This window comes from Marinomonas rhizomae (genome assembly GCF_003315485.1).
Lineage (GTDB): Bacteria > Pseudomonadota > Gammaproteobacteria > Pseudomonadales > Marinomonadaceae > Marinomonas > Marinomonas rhizomae.
In genome coordinates, this window is sequence record NZ_QNSE01000002.1 from 36,744 (window position 1) to 53,603 (window position 16,860).

The 16,860-nt window shown below is 44.3% G+C and carries 13 protein-coding genes; 7 read left to right on the forward strand and 6 right to left on the reverse strand.

Annotated features, from left to right (window positions below):
- Positions 1–73 precede the first annotated feature (73 nt).
- The 4 genes from DFP80_RS02085 (at position 74) to DFP80_RS02100 (ending at position 7,883) form a co-directional block, all read left to right on the forward strand.
- Complete coding sequence (locus tag DFP80_RS02085) at positions 74–4,972, forward strand: alpha-2-macroglobulin family protein (protein WP_158601327.1); 4,899 nt, start codon at positions 74–76, stop codon at positions 4,970–4,972.
- On the forward strand, positions 4,972–7,260 hold the full coding sequence (gene pbpC / locus DFP80_RS02090; RefSeq protein ID WP_113915165.1) for a penicillin-binding protein 1C: 2,289 nt from the start codon (positions 4,972–4,974) through the stop codon (positions 7,258–7,260). The genes DFP80_RS02085 and pbpC overlap by 1 nt, the downstream gene beginning before the upstream one ends.
- Before the next feature lie 85 nt (positions 7,261–7,345).
- Positions 7,346–7,630: a type II toxin-antitoxin system Phd/YefM family antitoxin gene (locus DFP80_RS02095; RefSeq protein WP_113915166.1), complete on the forward strand. Its 285-nt coding sequence runs from the start codon at positions 7,346–7,348 to the stop codon at positions 7,628–7,630.
- Entirely contained in the window at positions 7,611–7,883 is a 273-nt protein-coding gene (locus DFP80_RS02100; protein WP_113915167.1) for a Txe/YoeB family addiction module toxin, read from the forward strand. Before DFP80_RS02095 ends, DFP80_RS02100 begins: the two co-directional genes overlap by 20 nt.
- On the opposite strand, the gene DFP80_RS02105 is transcribed toward DFP80_RS02100, so the two are convergent.
- A complete protein-coding gene (locus DFP80_RS02105) occupies positions 7,880–8,194 on the reverse strand; it encodes an antibiotic biosynthesis monooxygenase (RefSeq protein WP_113915168.1) in 315 nt (104 codons plus the stop codon). The two genes, DFP80_RS02100 and DFP80_RS02105, sit on opposite strands and share 4 nt — an antisense overlap.
- A gap of 347 nt (positions 8,195–8,541) precedes the next feature.
- Here DFP80_RS02105 and DFP80_RS02110 point away from each other — a divergent pair, with 347 nt between their 5' ends.
- Complete coding sequence (locus tag DFP80_RS02110; RefSeq protein WP_158601328.1) at positions 8,542–9,501, forward strand: AraC family transcriptional regulator; 960 nt, start codon at positions 8,542–8,544, stop codon at positions 9,499–9,501.
- 67 nt (positions 9,502–9,568) lie between these two features.
- On the opposite strand, the gene DFP80_RS02115 is transcribed toward DFP80_RS02110, so the two are convergent.
- Both DFP80_RS02115 and DFP80_RS02120 read right to left on the reverse strand, forming a co-directional pair.
- Entirely contained in the window at positions 9,569–10,633 is a 1,065-nt protein-coding gene (locus DFP80_RS02115; RefSeq protein WP_113915170.1) for a DcaP family trimeric outer membrane transporter, read from the reverse strand.
- 185 nt (positions 10,634–10,818) lie between these two features.
- A complete protein-coding gene (locus DFP80_RS02120; protein ID WP_113915171.1) occupies positions 10,819–11,277 on the reverse strand; it encodes a YehS family protein in 459 nt (152 codons plus the stop codon).
- 215 nt (positions 11,278–11,492) lie between these two features.
- Here DFP80_RS02120 and DFP80_RS02125 point away from each other — a divergent pair, with 215 nt between their 5' ends.
- The gene (locus tag DFP80_RS02125; protein ID WP_158601329.1) at positions 11,493–12,626 is read left to right on the forward strand and encodes an acyltransferase family protein; all 1,134 of its coding nucleotides are present in this window, start codon (positions 11,493–11,495) and stop codon (positions 12,624–12,626) included.
- Positions 12,627–12,721: 95 nt separating this feature from the next.
- Positions 12,722–13,339 (forward strand): LysE family translocator, encoded by a 618-nt coding sequence (locus DFP80_RS02130; RefSeq protein ID WP_113915173.1) that lies wholly within the window; start codon positions 12,722–12,724, stop codon positions 13,337–13,339.
- A gap of 136 nt (positions 13,340–13,475) precedes the next feature.
- Here DFP80_RS02130 and DFP80_RS02135 read toward each other — a convergent pair whose 3' ends face one another.
- The 3 genes from DFP80_RS02135 to DFP80_RS02145 all read right to left on the reverse strand — a co-directional run bounded on the left by DFP80_RS02135 (position 13,476) and on the right by DFP80_RS02145 (position 16,851).
- A complete protein-coding gene (locus DFP80_RS02135; protein WP_113915174.1) occupies positions 13,476–14,537 on the reverse strand; it encodes a class I SAM-dependent methyltransferase in 1,062 nt (353 codons plus the stop codon).
- Positions 14,527–15,135 (reverse strand): gamma-glutamylcyclotransferase family protein, encoded by a 609-nt coding sequence (locus DFP80_RS02140; RefSeq protein ID WP_113915175.1) that lies wholly within the window; start codon positions 15,133–15,135, stop codon positions 14,527–14,529. The genes DFP80_RS02135 and DFP80_RS02140 overlap by 11 nt, the downstream gene beginning before the upstream one ends.
- Before the next feature lie 189 nt (positions 15,136–15,324).
- Positions 15,325–16,851: a DHA2 family efflux MFS transporter permease subunit gene (locus DFP80_RS02145; protein ID WP_113915176.1), complete on the reverse strand. Its 1,527-nt coding sequence runs from the start codon at positions 16,849–16,851 to the stop codon at positions 15,325–15,327.
- Positions 16,852–16,860: the final 9 nt, after the last annotated feature.

Below are 16,860 nucleotides of genomic sequence, written 5' to 3' on the forward strand. Positions count from 1 at the left end.
ATCTATTGACCTTGTAACCCACTGTATGAGCTTATAGAATCCACTACCCACAAACGCGAAAGGAATGCTTGTCATGCGGTCAGTTTTATCCGGTCTCCACCTCATTTGGATGAGTTTGTTGCTACTTTCCAGCACACTCCACGCGGCGGATTTTTATATTTCTGATGTCAGCGAAACCACTCAAGATAATGCTCCCGCCTTGGTGATTCGTTTTACCGAAGCCATTGACCCTCAAAGTGATCTAAGCAAATCCATTTCTGTGACACCCCATCCCACTACTGGCAATATATGGATACCGCAAAATAATGGCCGACAGTGGGTTCTACCGTTTGTTGAGCCTAGCACCGAATACACCGTCAAAGTACAAAACAAACCCAAATCAGTGATTGGCAACACTCTCTTAGAAAAAGACAGCGAAGGCAATATTCACCACTTTGAACGCACGGTAAAAACTCGTGAAATTGTTCCCGGTGCCAACTTCTCAGGCAACGGAAGTTTCTTGGTCGGTAATATTCAAAACGGCATTCCTGTTACCGTCATCAACCAAAAATCGGTGGATTTAGATGTTTTTCGGGTTCGTGATGACGCTTTAGACCGCTTCCTTGATGAAACTTCCTTTCAAGGCATGAATGATTACTATAGCCTCAAGCGCTTAAAGCAATACGCAGACTTAGTGCATTCTGCACGCTATGAAAATGACGCTAAAGCCAATCAACGTAAAACCTACAATTTAAATTTAGATCCCGTCTTAGAAAAGAATGCTCCGGGCATTTATGTCGCCATTATTCGCAAGCCGGGAGATTATGATTACGCCTACGACACGGCGGTTTTCACCATCACAGACATAGGGTTACACGCCCGAAAATACAAAGATTCGTTGGTGGTTTACAGTCATTCCATTGCTACAGCAAAACCAATGGCCAACGTAAATTTACGTTTCTTGTGGCCAAAAACAGACAAGCAAGCGGCCCACGAACAAGCGGCAACCAGTGGACAAGACGGTAGCTATCAATTATCGACCAATGACCTGCCACAAGCCGTTATAGCTCGACATGGCGACAGCATTACCTTCTTAAAATTAGACAGAGACGAATTAGACTTATCTGCTTACCCAAATGTGCCAAGCTTACATCGACCTTATCAGATGTTTATGTACGGTCCACGCGATCTTTATCGTCCCGGTGAAGAGGTGTCGATTAATTTATTGCTACGCGATTTTGACGGCCAAAAAGTCGCACCTTTGCCCCTAGAAGCCAGACTTTATGACGCTCGTGGCGAACGTAAAAAGCAATTCACTTGGCAGCCAGATAGCACCAATCTTTATCAAACAGGCTTTCAATTAGGCGACAACGCACCCACTGGAAAATGGCGCCTTGAAGTCAGCATCAACGGCGACTATGTAGATACTTACTGGTTTCAGGTCGAAGACTTTTTACCGGAAACCCTAACGCTTTCGTTTTACGATGATGCTCCTAATCAAACTCACTATGCGCCTAAAGGCAGTTTTGATGTTCCCATTCAAGGCGATTATCTCTATGGCGCGCCTGCCGCAGGCAATGATGCCGATGCGGTTATCACAGTCACACCTTCTACCACTCCGTTTCCGTCGCTAAAAGAGTATTACTTCGGCAATGCCAACGAAAAAATCAATGGACGAACTGTAAAAGCCGACGTAATCAAACTGGATAAAGATGGCAAAGGAATAATTTCCATCCCTGATAACTGGGCCAATATGCCAGTGCCATTACGCTACAATGTCAGTGCCAGCGTTTACGAAAGTGGTGGCCGCCCAGTGACCCGCAATCAGAACATCATACAGTTACCAGACTACGAAAAATTAGTTGGTATCCAGCCCTTATTTAAAGGTCGTCCTGCGTCCAATGAAACACTGCAATTTCAACTGCTCAGTGTCGATCAAGAAGGGGAACCCGTTGCTGACAAGCTGAGTGTTCGCCTGTCTCGAAATTATCGCGAATACTTCTGGGAATACAACGAATCCCGAGGCTGGTACTGGAATTATCAGAGCCATATTTACACGGTTGGTAATGAAAATATTGACGTGAAAGGCGACCCTGTTACCGTCGATTTCCCTGTGCAATGGGGCACGTATATTTTAGAAGTCACCTCTGAAACCGGCGCAAAAAGCACCTTCGAGTTTGACACAGAATGGAGTTGGGATAATCAAAGCAGTAGCAATCTAAAGCCTGACATGCTGCAAATGTCGTTGGATAAAGACCATTACGAGCCAGGTGATAAAGCAAGATTGCGCTTAACCAGCCCAGTGGCTGGCGATGGCATTATCAATGTGGAATCCACTAATGGAGTCCAATACAGCCTGCATAAAAGCATCAAAAAAGGCAGTAACGAAATCAGCATCGATGTCCAAAAAAACTGGAATCGGCACGACCTATACGTCACAGCAATGGTGTTAACGCCAGCGGACCAAGTCACAGAAGTGGCGCCTAAGCGCGCATTAGGAATTACCCATTTATCTATTATTCGCCCAGATGCAATCGCAGATGTAGAGCTGACCACAGACGAAAAAGTCCAGCCAAACAAGGTGGTTAGCGCGCATATTAAGGTGGCGAATGTATCGCAACTTGGTGATCAGCCACTTTATGCAACTGTCGCTCTTGTTGATAAGGGCGTGTTGAATATTACGCGCTATAAAGCACCTCAACCTGAGCAGTATTTTTATGCGCCGCGCCGCTTTGAGTCTGCGTATTTCGATATCTATGGCAAGATTATTAATAACTTAGGTTATGACATGATACGTCAGAAATTTGGTGGCGATGCGTTTAATGAATCCGATGCCGAGCTCAGCCGAGGCGGTCAGAAACCCAAATCCGATGTGCAAATTGTTTCCTTCTTGAGCAAACCTGTTTCCCTCGTCAATGGCGAAGCCGACGTCAGCTTTGAATTGCCGAATTTCAATGGCAAATTGGAATGGATGGTCGTGGTCTATGGCGACCACAGTTACGGCAGCGCCCACAATGAAATGATTGTCGCGGACAAACTTGTGTCACAAATTGCCATGCCGCGCTTCCTTGCCATGGGCGACAAGAGCCAAATCAGCATTGATCTGCACAACCTTTCCGATGCCAAGCAAACGCTTGATGTCAGCGTGAAAGTGGATGGCGCTGTTATTAGCGAAGGTTTGCAACAGAACCTAGCGCTTGCCGATAAAGAAAAAACCGTACTTTCCATCCCAATAACGGGCGCAGACATGGAAGGCCAAGGCGTCATCACGCTTAATGCCACCAATGGTGACGACATCAATATCACGCGAACGTGGCGACTTGGCGTACGCAGTCCTTATCCATGGGCGACCAATCAATTGTGGGCAACGCTTGAGCCAGGCGAACAGTGGAAGCCTCATTTTGATCTAAGCACATTACGAGACAGTAGCATTCAAGCCATGCTGACCATTTCTAATCGTCCTGCGATCAACTTTAGAAGCCAATTCGAGAACCTATTACACTATCCCTATGGTTGCTTAGAGCAAACCACCAGCTCGACTTACCCTTGGCTGTTGTTAAACGAAGACATGGTCAATCAGCTCGACTTGAATGACAGTATTGAACAAGAATTCAAACAACCGTTTAGCGAAGCCTTCCGCCTAACACAAATCCAAGACGGAATTGAAAAGCTTAAAGCCAAGCAATTGAGCAACGGTGGCTTTGGTTACTGGGATTCGAGCAGTTGGGAATCTCGCTGGGGCACAGTGTATGCGACAGAGTTTTTAGTCGATGCGCGTAAACAAGGCGTTGTCATTGATGATGATATGCTAAAACGCGCCATCGAAAGATTAACCTTCTTTGTCAACAATAACCCTGAAAGCGATATGTGGAGCGACAGCGCTGATTATTATGCGTTCTCTTATCGCGCTTACGCCGCGTTTGTCTTAGCCAAAGCGGATGCCATTAGTTTGAGTTTCGTTCGTCGTCTTTATGATCAGGCGATGACCAATAATGACGACACGGTTGCTTCCAGCCATGCCAAATCAACACCATCCTTCGATGAGTCAGGTCTTGCTTGGATGCACTTAGCAGGTGCATTACAGCAATTAAATGACACCTCAAGAGCCCAAACAGCACTTGAACTCGCCCTAAAGATTGACCGCAAACAATATGCTTATTATCGAGATTACGGCTCTATTGTGCGCGATCAAGCCCTTAGCCTTGCGGTGGCCTTAGAGCTTGGACTGGATGACGGCGATTTGGCTGATAAGATGATTGATAGCCTACAAAACAAGCGTTGGTTCAGCACACAAGAGCGCATCGCCCTATTAAAAGTTGCTCGCCAATACGCGAACAAAGACAGTGAATGGCGTGCCAGTATCCAATTGCCGTCTGGGGATCAATCGCTCGTTCAAACACAGGCATTCAATTCTGTGTTCGATGCCGACCAGTTGCGCAAGCTCAAAGGCATTACCGCAGACGACCAAAAATTGTATGTCAGTCTGCAATACCAAGGCGCACCGAAAGTCACGCCAAAGCCCTACAGCGAAGGGCTGCGCATTAGCCGTCAGTATTACGACCTTACAGGCAAGCCGACAACACCGGCGCAGTTAACCAGTGGGGATTTGCTCATTGTGGAATTAAATGTTTCTACTGATGATGACTTACGCATCCCAGACGCCTTAGTGGTTGACCTTTTGCCAGCAGGCTTGGAATTAGAGAACCAAAACCTCAGCAATGCCAGCGTCGACCTGGACAGCATTATGATTGACGAAAAGCCACTTGGTCGTTACTTCCGTGAAAACAACATACTCTATCAAGAGTATCGGGATGATCGCTTTGTGGCTTCCGTGAGCCTTTCCGATAAATCTGTGAAGAAGCTCTATTATCTAGTTCGTGCTGTCACGCCGGGGACTTATCAGGTCGCACCGCCCTTTGTAGAGGACATGTATCGTCCTAATTACCGTGCCATTGGTACGTCGATTACGACCTTGGAAATACAGCCTCGTTAATGGCGCTGTTGAATAGTCGATTCCGGTTATGGGTTTGTTTGCCTATCGCCGGAATACTGTTGTTTTTGTCTTTCTTGTTATTCGACAAGCTTGTGCCAGTCGACTTGGAATCCCGTTCGTTAAGCCAAACCGTTCTTGCTGAGGATGGTTCGATTTTGCGAAATTTTGCCGATGACAACGGCGTATGGCGCTTTCCGGTAACATTAGACGAGGTTTCCCCAAACTACCTAGAAGCGCTCATTACTTACGAAGATCAATATTTTTACTATCACCCCGGCGTCAATGTGTTTGCGCTCACTCGCGCTACTTGGCAATGGATAAGCACAGGCGACATCGTCTCTGGCGGCTCAACCTTGACCATGCAAGTGGCTCGCATACGTTACCCAGAATCCAGAACAGTATGGGGGAAACTCAAAGAAATCGTCCGTGCTTTACAGTTAGAATGGCGCTTTAGCAAAGCAGATATCCTCACCTATTATCTCAACCATGCGCCCTTTGGTGGCACCTACGAAGGTATTCAAGCCGCTTCCTTGGGTTACTTTGGCCATAAGGTAAAACAACTGACAGACGCCCAAGCGGCTCTTTTGGCGGTTTTGCCACAAGCACCCAGCTATTATCGACCAGATCGACATAACGAACGCGCCCAGCAAGCTAGGAACAAGTTGATGCGCCGTTTAGTAACACTGGAAGAGTGGTCAACAGAGCGCTTAAACGACGCATTAATCGAAGACATTCCCACCATAACCAAACAAGATTACCAATCGGCGCCATTGCTCGCTCGCCGATTGGTAACACAAAGCACTACTCCTCAGATCAAAACCTTTATCCACTCTCAATGGCAAGGCCAGATCAATCACCTGCTGAGAAATTATGTCCATGGTATTGGGCAAAAAGTCTCGGCTGCAGCCTTGGTTGTTGAAAATGACACAGGCAAGGTAAAAGTCTACGCAGGATCGGCGGATTTCAATGACAGTAGCCGTTTCGCTTACGTGGATATGGTTCAGGCAACCCGATCACCAGGCTCAACACTAAAGCCCTTTATTTATGGTATGGCATTGGATGAAGGCTTAATTCATAGCGAAAGCTTATTAATGGATGTGCCGCTTAAGTTTGGAGACTATCAACCCGACAACTTTAACGGTGGCGTCAGTGGGCCAGTTTCCGTCACCCATGCCTTGCAAAAAAGCTTAAATATTCCTGCCGTGCAAGTTTTGGAGCAGCTCAAGCCGATTTACTTTTTCTTAAAAATGAAAAAAGCAGGCATCGAGCTGAAGCTCCCGATCGGGGCAAAACCTAATCTGGCGGTGGCTCTCGGTGGTGTTGGCTCTGATTTAGAAGATCTTGTCTATGCTTACACCAGTCTTGGAAACAAAGGCCAAGCACGACAACTGCGTTTTAGTCCTACCGACCCACAATCACAACAACCACTTTTAAGCGAGGGCGCGGCTTGGGTTGTGCGAAAGATATTATTAGATAATCCAGATTCTGTTTCTGGCTTAGCGGTTAAAACCGGCACAAGCTATGGATTCCGTGATGCTTGGGCAATTGGAGTGAGTCAACACTACACCTTAGGCATTTGGGTTGGCAGACCCGATGGTGTTCCCATGCCTGGCCATTACGGCCAAGTCACCGCTGTGCCGTTATTAAACAATATTTATCAACGGCTCAATGATCAACGCCCAGCCCCACAAATGCCCGACAGCGTCTCTAAAATGGACATATGCTGGCCACAAGGTGACATGGTTAAAACGGATTGTGAGGAAAGCCACAGCGCTTATATCGTCGATGGCACCATTCCTAAAACTTGGTACAACACAGCAGCGTTAGAGCAGCCATTCAACCAAGCAGAATTTCAATTCTGGCAAGCGAATGATTCCAAGTTACGGGTCAATATCAGCTGTCAGGTCGAAGCCAAACGCCAAAAGGTAACCGTTTGGCCTGCACCGCTAGATAACTGGCTAACACCAGAACAACGCCGATCTTCTCGGATACCGAGCTGGGACCCTAGATGTGAAACAACAGGCAATATCATTCGCCAATCAGCAGTCCGTATCCATGGACTCACTGATAAAGATGCGTTTCAGCTACCTAAGCAACAAAATCGCAATATCCGCATTTCAGCCGAAGGAGGCGAAGCGCCTTTCTACTGGTTTTTAAACGGTGTTTTATTACCAGATCAGCAAAGAAAAACCACCTTAAAAAACCTAACGTCCGGTAACTATCAACTCACGTTATTAGACCAAGCAGGCTCAAGAGACCAAATCGAATTCTCGGTTCTTCTCTATTAACGAGCATTTCCTTAACTATAAAAGTTCATTTTTTAATCAGATTACTATATAGTCGTACGGAATTACCGTACTTAATGGTGGAAGCATGGATACAATTAGCGTTAACAAATTCAGAGACAACTTAAAGAGCGTTGTCGAAAACGTTATCAACCAACATGAGCCTGTGAAAATTACTCGTCGCTCAGGTGAGGATTTTGTAGTGATTAGCGCAGATGACTGGGAACGTGAACAAGAGAGCTTATATGTGCTGCAAAACAAAAATTTGATGCAACAGATAAGTGAATCAATCACAACTCACCCCTCAGATAATGCCCAAGGAAGAGGCTATCAACCAACGAATGGAGAGCTAAATGAGATCCTTGATCTTTGAAGGCTACACATGGGAAGCCTATGAAAAAATGCGTGAACAAGATAAAAAGCTTCACAAATCACTGTGTAAACTCTTAAAAGAAATGCTCAGATCCGATGATCCAGGCTCTGGGCTCGGCAAACCAGAAGCGCTGAAGCATAACCTATCTGGATTATGGTCAAAGCGTATCTCTCAGAAAGACCGACTCATCTATCGCTTCGATGATAAATCGATCTATATCTTCGCCATTGGCGGGCATTATGATCAGGGTTAAACCCAATGATTCTCGATCACTTCGTAATGACGAACAAAGGTATCTGGATCTAGTTCATACTTATCATCTTCTGGATAAAGTTTAGCAATCTCAATATCTTGACCTGCGAACGCCACAATTGACTCACGAGTCGGCCAATAAGTAATCAAGGTCACCTCGAACGTTAACTCGTCCACTTCTCGAGTAAAAATTTGCGCGCCTTTAAAGCCTTCAGTAGCGGACGTATCTTTAATGCCTGTTTCATATAAGTAGGCAATGAAACCGTCTTTTTTCGCCACTGGGCAACGGGCCTTCCATTCTCTTGCTATCACGTTAGTAACTCCCCTTTCTATGAACTGTGTGTTTCATGACTCATCAGAATATACGGTATTTCTCAAAAATGGTGAAAGAGAATCGAACATTGAAAAACTTTATTGCTTTATTGCTTTATTTTTATATTGTTTACTATATAAATAATTTATATGTAAACCTAAAAAATGGATGACTAAACGAGAGCAGCAAGCATTACACTAAAGTGAGGTAGCTCAAACACAGTGATGTAAGTAAAAGGATTTACATCTAAGAAAGAGTCAATTCCTTCTTTGACCAACAAGAAATTTGTTTGCGCTTCCTCTAAATCGCTGGCCTATAAAAATAATTAATGCATTGGTGTGTCGTTATGAAATTTAATTTTTCTACCTACGACCTTCAGGTTGTAGACGCTTCAACACAAACTCTTACTGGTATCCTATTGGACAAGGGTTTTGGAGTGCGTCACTTTATTCCAAGAACCTCTCAAGAGAAGCTTGTCTCTTTGAAGTTTAAAGAATTTGGACCGCTTGCTATTTTAGAATATGCCGTGGGCGTTCCCGTACAGATAAATGCCTCCCATGCTGCTAACGCATATTTCCTAAACGTTATTTTGGCCGGTCACAGTATCGAGCAATCTCAATATGGAAAGCGCGTACTCAAGGCAGGAGATTCCACTTTTGTTATGCCTAAAACCCATTTTACATCTAATGATTCAGCGGGCTGTAAAAAGTTAATCGTAAGGGTTTCTGCAGACTTTCTACATCAAACAGTACGAGAGTTTGGTTATTTATCTTCCATCAATCCCGTTCAGTTTGCTTCTGAGGTAAGCAAGTTCCCTATTGCTGGCCCCTTATTCAATTTGCTAAATGACATTCTGCAGCAAGACAAAAGGGAACTAAATGAACGCGCACGGTTTTATTATTGTCGATTATTAAACAGCGCTATCTTTACTATGTTTGATATCACTATTAGCCAAGGCTCTCTTTCCAATAACTCATTGCATCGCCATGTAGAACGCGTGCGTAATTATGTGCTGGACAATATTACAGCAGACATAAAAATCGATGAATTGGCCAAGGTATGCCACATTAGCCGAAAATCCTTGTATAACATCTTTGAAAGAGAAACAGGACTAACGCCTTCCGCTTACATACGCCGCCTAAAATTAGAAAGTATTCATTCCGAATTAAAGAACAATGAACACGTTAGAAATGTGACACAAGTCGCGTTGGAGTATGGTTTTACGAATTTGGGAAGGTTCTCAGCTCAATACCGAGAACAAATTGGGGAATTGCCTTCTCAAACGCTAAGGCATTTTACTCATTAACCTAAGACTAAAAAAAACAGACTAGGCAAAAGGGTAAGGCCCAGTCTGTTCTTGCTAGTGCTCTTTACTAGAACTTATACATCGCCATGACTTCAACTTGCTGTCCAGCAGGACGCGTTACAATGCTACCGCTCGCGGCACCATTAGTCGCGGCACTTTGATCTCGTAGCTCGACACCAATATCAAGCCCTGGAAGGTAAGTGTAAATCATGTTCGCTGTGGTAATGGTCAGCGTATCATCCGCCAAACTTGAAGCATCTGTCGACACTTGGCCATAGCGTAAATTCGCTCGTAACTTATCATTCAATTTATGACCAATACCCGCTGAAAAGCCAGTAACCGTCAATAGGTCTCCATTACCATCTAATTCGGCTGAGGCCGCTGTTCCAGCAGCTCCGTTGTACCCCCAACCAGCATATATTGCAGCACCCGTACCAGAAAAACCGCTTACAGATACACTAGTGTCACCAAATTTAAGCTTTGCTGCCAAAGACAATGCGGCACCAAATTTCGACTCGCTATCGTTTGTATCAGAGGGCGTTGTATCGACGTCTCTACCTGTAACCGACACGTTATAGGCATGGCCTTCGGCGGTTCTATGTGTGTATCCGACAACCAAATCAGGAAGGCTTGCATGACTATAAAGAGGATCCTGTGCAGTTAAGCGTAAACCCCCCTTTGCATAATGCGCAACAAGGTCAGGTCGGACTACTGCTCCGTTCCCTGAAACCGTACCAATACCCGTTCCATAGAAGTTAATCATTTCAGTATCAAAAGGCGCATTAGCGAAAAACTGCCCAGTCCAAGTCTGACCCACCGTTAAATTATCAACCGTCAATGTTGCATGGCGTAGACGAAATACTGAAGAAGCGCCTCGGAAATCGCCTTCAATAAAGCCTTTCAGTTTATGATCGCCTTCTTGGCGGCTAGTCGTCACGTTTAAACGTGACTGGCTAGCACTACTTTCAAACGTACTACGACTCTCATCAGGATTGTTAAAAACACCCTCAGCTTTAATATAACCACCCACACTAAATTGAGTACCGTTAAAATCCCCCAATTCAAGCGCAAAACCTTGAGAAGATAAGCCTGCAATAATGACCGCTTGTGCGATTTTATTTTTCATCAACATATGGATACCATCCTGTTCATTCACAGTTATATTTATAATTAGAGGGTCAATATCGCAAAGCAATGCGTATCCAGATATCCATATAGTGCAATCTTTGTACACTAGGTGAAAAGACAATAAAAAAGCCGCGGCCTAGTCGGCAGCGGCTTTTTTATTGAAAGCACGAAGTTCTAAAAGATTAGAAATTACACGCGAAACTGCTTCTGCAATCCCATCAGGAAGTTACGCAAGATTTGGTCTTTGCATTCACAATAGTGGCGGTTGCCTGGTTTGCGAAAGAAAGAGCTTAGCTCATGCTTGCTTAGGTTGAATTCCGCAAGTGACATGATGTCGAGGATTTCTTCAGCTTGTAGGTTCAAGGCTATGCGTAATTTCATAAATACAGCGTTGTTGGTCAGGCGCTTTTCCGGCACAGGCTGTGGGCCTTCACGCTTGCCGCGTTTAGTGTTAATCAATCCATTGAGGAATGTCGCCATTTCCACGTCAATCATTTCAACATAGCCTGCATCATCTTCTTTTTTTAGCCAGCTGGTGACTTGCTCTTGTGAAGCGATACCATCGGCAGAGGCAAAAATGTCCACTATATCCAGTTCTTTCAAATCAAAGGTATAGCGAAGGCGGCGTAAAATATCGTTGTTGTTCAAAATGATTTCCTAGTGTTAGGGGGCATAAATAATAGTAGGATGCGACTCTAGCAGATTGGCAAAATTTTACCTACATCTGTCGCTAAATTCGTAAGAATATCGTCGAAAATGCATGATTAACGTAAAATTTTAGATTCTGTCTGCAAGCTATATTGATTAGCAACAGAACTGGCGACTTAATAGCTTATATTTCTCACTTTCATGGATGTAAGCCAGTGAACATTACGCAAAAACCCACTCTGATAGACATCAAGACGCCCCAACAACCGTCTGTTGTCGAATCCAACCAGTCGAAAGCCAAGAAATCCTCTCGAGTTATTGAATTTGATTACCTACGTGGGTTGGCCATTGTACTAATTGTATTAGGGCATTCCATTACCAACACCAATGACGGCTTCCCTGTTTGGCTAGAGAATATTATTCGCGGTGGCACTGGCGTTTTTGTGTTTATTTCGGGCTTTTTCTTTCATCACATTTTCGCTCAACGCTTTGATTATCAAAACTTTATGTCAAAGAAGGTGCAGAACGTATTGGTGCCATTCTTGTCGGTGTCAGCGTTTGCCATTGTAGCCAATTTCTTCGTTTTTCTGTTCGTTGATCGCGTTACTCTAATGAAAGCTTTATCAATGTGCTGGGCACTCATACAGCAAGGTTTTGTGTTGTTTCCCCATTGGTATATTCCTTTTATTATGGCGACTTTTCTTTGCTCTGGACTGCATTTTCGTTATTTAAAACTGCCATTATTGACTCAGTTAACCATCTTGGCATTATTTTCAATCACCGCCGTCGTGATTCACCGTCCAGATGGCAATATCAATGTGCTGCAATCTGTTGTGTATTTTACCCCTTTCTATTTAGTGGGCATGCTGTACTCACAGTATTTAGATTGGATGAAGCAACACTACCGTTACTTTTTGACCGCTGCGATTATCGCAGTAATCACAACAGTCTGGTTGCAATCTAGTGTGCTATTCCATGCAGGTGGCTATCATAAAGCGGCATTTGAATGGGCGGGTATTGATTTACAGTTCATTCAAAAAATGGGCCTGTGCGTTTTATTTGTCGGGGTTTGCTATCATCTCGTTTGGCCTGCACTTGGCAAACACTTGATAATGCTAGCCTCTATTAGCTTCGCGATTTTCTTTTTGCATCCCTTACTCAGCATGATTTGGGGCAATACCAAATACTTATTGCTCAATGCTGGCTATATCGAACCCAATACCACCATGGCTTATAGCCTTATCTCATCGGTATGTTTGTTTATTTTTCAGTTCTATGGATCGGTGTGGTTGATAGGAAAGCTAAAACGTTTATTGAAATCAAAAAGCCGACTGTTGATTGGCGCTTGATAGCACAAGAGACTAAGTGAAAATATCTTTTGGTTTATTTTTGTTCAGTTTATTGTCATCTTTAAAACTCTAAAAAAAATTGAAAGGTATGAATAATGATTAGTATAGAATTTTTAATCACTTCATTAATTCTGGTGCTTATTCCGGGAACGGGTGTCATCTACACGATTTCAACAGGGCTTTTTCAAGGGACTCGTGCTTCATTTTCTGCGGCATTAGGCTGCACTTTGGGCATAGTCCCTTCGATGCTAGCCAGTATTTTTGGCTTAGCCGTTATTCTGAATACCAGCGCATTGGCATTTCAAGTGGTGAAATTCATCGGTGTGGCTTATTTACTTTATTTAGCTTGGGGAATGTGGCGTGAATCTGATGGGTTCGCATTAGAAAAGACTGAAGATAAGCAGATTAATTTATTCCAAGTCGCTCTAAAAGGTTGTCTTATCAATGTGTTAAATCCAAAACTGACTATCTTCTTCTTGGCGTTTTTACCGCAATTTATTCATTCAAATATCAGTTCGACGACCAGCCAAATGCTATTGCTTGGCGGTACTTTTATGGCAATGACACTCATTGTTTTCATTCTATATGGAGCTCTCGCCAGTAGAGCGCGTAAATACTTGATAGGCTCCTCTAACATAGCAAAGTACTTGCAAAAAACCTTTGCGGCTAGCTTCGCTTTATTGGGTGTAAAGCTTGCACTTACTGATCGCTGATATACCTTAGAGTGAAGAGATAACAAAAAAATCTCGTTGTGGCTCCGCATCAATTGTATTAAAAGCCCATACTATAAAAATTATAAAAACGCCCATTTTTTCAAATGGGCGTTTTCGTTTCGCAAAAGCTGGGGCGTTATTTTTTCTTCGGTTGGCGACCGTGATAGATGGCGAAGCCTTTGTCTCGATACAGTCGAGTATGCGAGCCCAGCGCCGCATCTAAGATTGGCGGATAACGTAAGAAGTCGTTGGCAACCACAAACAACTCTCCGTTTAAGGTAAGGTGTTGCTTCACCGCCATAAAGAAGCTTTCTGCAATGCTGTAGTCGGTATTCACGCCACTGTGGAATGGTGGATTAGTGACAACATAATTAAAGCGGCCTTTCACTTCACCTAAACCATTGGAAGCAATAACAGTAACCGCGTCGCTGACTTGGTTCGCAGCGAAGGTCAGTTCCGTCGCTTTCAACGCTAACACGCTGTCGTCCAACGCGGTGATGCGCGCTCCCGTTTTGTTGTGTAGCCAAAGGGCGATAATACCGTCACCACAACCGAAATCGAGTATTCGTGCACTGGCAACATCGCTCATAAAGCGGTGCTGGCTTAGCTGGTTCAATAAAATGTCGGTGCCTTTGTCTAATTTGCCATGACCAAAAACGCCCGGCAAGCTGCACAGAGTTAATGTTTGTCCTGCGACGTCTTGTTGCCAAGTCACAATCCAATCTTCGAATACAAATGGTTTCGCTGGACGGCGCTTGTAGCCGGTATAAAGCAAACAGTGTTTGGCGCCATCTCGTTTACCAACTTCGTCTAATCCATCTTCTAGACGCTTCATAGAGGATTTAACACCGCTTTTATTATCACCCACCAGCCAGATTTGACCGCCATCTTTTAGCAGAGGCAAAACCGCCGCAAGCAGATAGTCTAATAACTCTTTCGCTTTAGGCTGATAGATCACAATATGATCAAAATCACTACCATTCTCTGCCGTCCATTGCTCGGACAAAAACAGCTTTTCGTCCGCAAAGCCAACTCGCAACAAAGCATCATAAAAGGTTTTAGACTGGCACCAAGCAGACACATCCGCGTTTTTGCTTAGATCAAGTGGATAGGTGTCTTCAGGGTTAGCAAATAACACTTTGCCGACCAAGTCTTCTTCGTTGCGCACCAATAATTGGCTCGTCGAGTTAAGATTCATAAGTTACAGATAGCTCTTTAATAGATAAGGTGGTTACCGGCGCTAATAAAATATTCAAACGCTCAGTAGGAATTTCTGGTTGCACTCGCGGATAACGCGGTGCCTTTCGATCATTCAATAAAGGCGATGCCCAGCCTTTAGTCAATGTTAGAAAGTCTTGGGCAAAATCATCTCCATGCTCTAAGCAACCCGACAAAATCACATCTAGATAGCTTAATGCAATAGGACACTCATGGTGAGGATCAACCACATCATCCGTGTGATAAACCCAATAAGTGCCTTCCGGCAAAGGGTGATCTTGATAGGTTGTTAATTGCTTGGCATCGATTACGGCTCTTTGATAGCCTTGCTCTCGCTCGTCGAATAAGGGAAATTGATCGTAAGGCACTTCAACCAATACGCCATTGCAGGCTTTTTCTGCTGCGTGAATAACCGCCACAGAGCTCATGCCGTATTCAACCGACATGACTGACCAATGACGCTCAAATCCATGTAATTTAACGGGCCAAACCTTGCCAGTTTCACCTGTTTTAGCACGGCTTTCACCATTAATTAAGCTGCCATAACCCAAGATGAAGTGTCGATCTAATGCACTCATAGCCGCCCCCAAGCAAAACTAAGTAAATCAAATTCCAGATAACTAGCATGATAACGTGTGGCTTTAAACAGTACTAGCTTATGTCTTCATTGATCGAAAGAAGGAAGGAAGATAAAGACGCTAAAATGCTCTGAAAAATCAGAGCATTTTTAGTGTTTAACTGAATATTCGTAAATTTTGTCGCTTTTTCTACGCTGGGACGTGTTTCGATTTCCCCTTCAGTAAAAGCACCAAGGGTAAAGCCGCAACGGTAATCCACATCATCAAACGAAAGTCTTGTAAATACGCCAAAGTAGCCGCTTGGCCTGTGACAACCTGGTTTAGTGCAGCAAGTCCAGCGGCGGTTGTCGTGTTATAAGCTCCCTGTTCTTGAGAAATCTGCAAAGCAAGATTAAATGGATTGATATAGTCTGCAAACGCGGCATGATTTATCTGCGTTCGCTGCGCTAAATAGGTTGTCACCACCGAAATGCCGATACTACTGCCGATGTTTCTCAGCAAACTAAACATAGACGTGCCTTCGTTACGGTATTTAGGGTCTAAGGTCGCAAAACTGATAGTGGATAAAGGAACAAAGATAAACCCTAGCCCAGTACCCTGGACCATTCCTGTTCGAATAATGTCCCACGCCGTCACTTCAGTCGTAAACAAAGTCATTTCCCACATTGAGTAAGTGATCAGCACCAAGCCCAATGTAATAAATAAGCGAGCATCAATTTTGTTCGCAAAGCGTCCAACAATGATCATTGCCGCCATGGTACCAAAGCCCCTAGGAGCTAATATCGCGCCAATATCCACAACAGGGTAGCCCATTAACGAATTCATGAAAGGCGGTAGTAGTGCCATTGATGACAACAAAATAATGCCGACAATGAAAATAAACACCATGCCGATACTAAAGTTCCTATCGCGAAACATTTTCGGATCGATAAACGGATGGCTGTGGGTAAAAATATGCACTAAAAACATAGCGCCACAAACCACGGTTAGCAAACCTTCTATTGTCACTTCTAAACTGGAAAACCAGTTTTGCGACTCGCCTCGGTCGAGCATCATTTGTAAGCTACCAATGGCAACTCCGAGCAGTACAAAACCATACATATCAAAACTACGCTTCTTATCGAGTTTTGATTCTTCTAGGAAGCCTGCAAGACCGAGCCAAGCAATGATGCCAAATGGTACATTGATATAAAACACCCAGCGCCAGCTATAATACTCCGTCAACAAGCCCCCTAGATAAGGCCCTAAGATTGGCCCAACCATGACACCAACACCCCACATGGCCATCGCTGAACCATGCTTCTCTTTAGGGTAAGTATCGAGCAATACAGACTGAGACAAGGGCACCAAGCTCGCGCCAAACACACCTTGCAGCAAACGGAATAACACAATCTGGTCTAAAGACTGTGCGGCACCACATAAAATAGACGATACGGTGAAGCCTACAATTGACCACATAAACAGACGTTTACGGCCAATTCTTGCGGACAAAATCCCCGTCAATGGCATACAAATCGCAGCAGCCACTATGTAAGATGTCAGCACCCAAGATATCTGATCTTGAGTGGTGCCCATGGCACCCTTCATATGTGGCAAGGCCACATTAGCAATGGTGGTATCTAACGCCTGCATGATGGTCGCTAACATCACAGATATCGTGATCATTACGCGATTCGTGCTTGCGCCCTCCGTTTTTAGGCTCTGCGTAAGCGCCATATCTATTGC